The sequence below is a fragment of the Salibaculum griseiflavum genome (genome assembly GCF_003129565.1).
Classification (GTDB): Bacteria; Pseudomonadota; Alphaproteobacteria; order Rhodobacterales; family Rhodobacteraceae; genus Salibaculum; species Salibaculum griseiflavum.
This window is the reverse complement of sequence record NZ_QETF01000042.1, coordinates 1-1082: the sequence shown is the minus strand read 5'-3', so window position 1 is coordinate 1082 and position 1082 is coordinate 1. Positions and strand designations below refer to the sequence as shown.

The following is a 1082-nucleotide window of genomic DNA, read 5'->3' as shown; positions in this document are numbered from 1 at the left end:
TACCTTCGGTCGTTACTTGGCAAAAAATGCACTGTTCTCAGCATCACCATCTGCTGCACAGACTGCCCATAAAGATGATCCTGTTATTCTTTTGAGCAACGCAGCGGAATGCTACGGAAGACTGCGTGGGGAACAGAAGGGTGCAACCTTCCATCAGGGGATCACACGAAGCATAGGGTATCTTCTCGCAGTCAGCGGTGACAAAGCGATTACCGACTATGAGCGACGAGATGCAAACCAGTTGCGTGACCACTTGTTAGAAAAAGGACTTGCTGGACCAAGCATTGCACGAACTCTTGGTATCATTCGTGCCATTTTCAATTTTACAATTAGCGAACACGCTTTGAAGATGGATAACCCATTCCAGCGGGTGCAGTTTGATCGCACACGTGGCAGCAAAATACGTGAGACAATTCCCACAGAGATCATTTCTTTGGTTCAATCTTTTTGCTACCAAGAAGACGATGAGGCACGTTGGCTAATAGCACTCATCAGTGACACTGGCATGCGATTAGCAGAAGCAGCGGGCCTCTTATTAAGCGACTTGGTTCTTTCACATGACTACCCACACGTAATCGTGCAGACCCACGCTTGGCGATCTCTTAAAACAAGGTCCAGCGCACGAACGGTTCCACTAGTCGGCTCCTCACTATGGGCGGCTCAACGAATTTTAGAAGAGCATAGCAAATCTAAATTTGCGTTTCCTCGATACAATGAAGGAAGAGATTTAACAGCGACCAATTCAGCAAGTGCAGCATTGAACAAGTGGCTCAAGAAGCGAACATCATCAACATACACAATACACGGTTTTCGGCATTCGATGAGGGACCGCTTGCGTTCTATAGAATGCCCTTCAGAGATCATCGACCAGTTGGGTGGATGGCATACTGAAGGTGTCGGCAGTCAATATGGAAACGGTTACAGTTTGATTAACACTCATCGTTGGATGTCTGGTATTATCATTACGTAAAGCGCACATCCTGCTGTATGCCCATGGCGAACCACTGTTCATCCAGTAGGTTTGTCAGTCTTTGTGCCCGCCTGCTCGCAACAGCATCACAAGTAGTTTTCAGAGAAAAGCT

1 protein-coding gene is annotated in these 1082 nt (G+C 47.1%); it reads left to right on the top strand.

The genetic code is table 11. The annotated features are described in order from the left end of the window. Positions 1 to 970 (top strand): site-specific integrase (locus DFK10_RS16165; RefSeq protein WP_146193301.1); only part of this gene is annotated, 970 nt, incomplete at its 5' end. Positions 971 to 1082 lie beyond the last annotated feature (112 nt).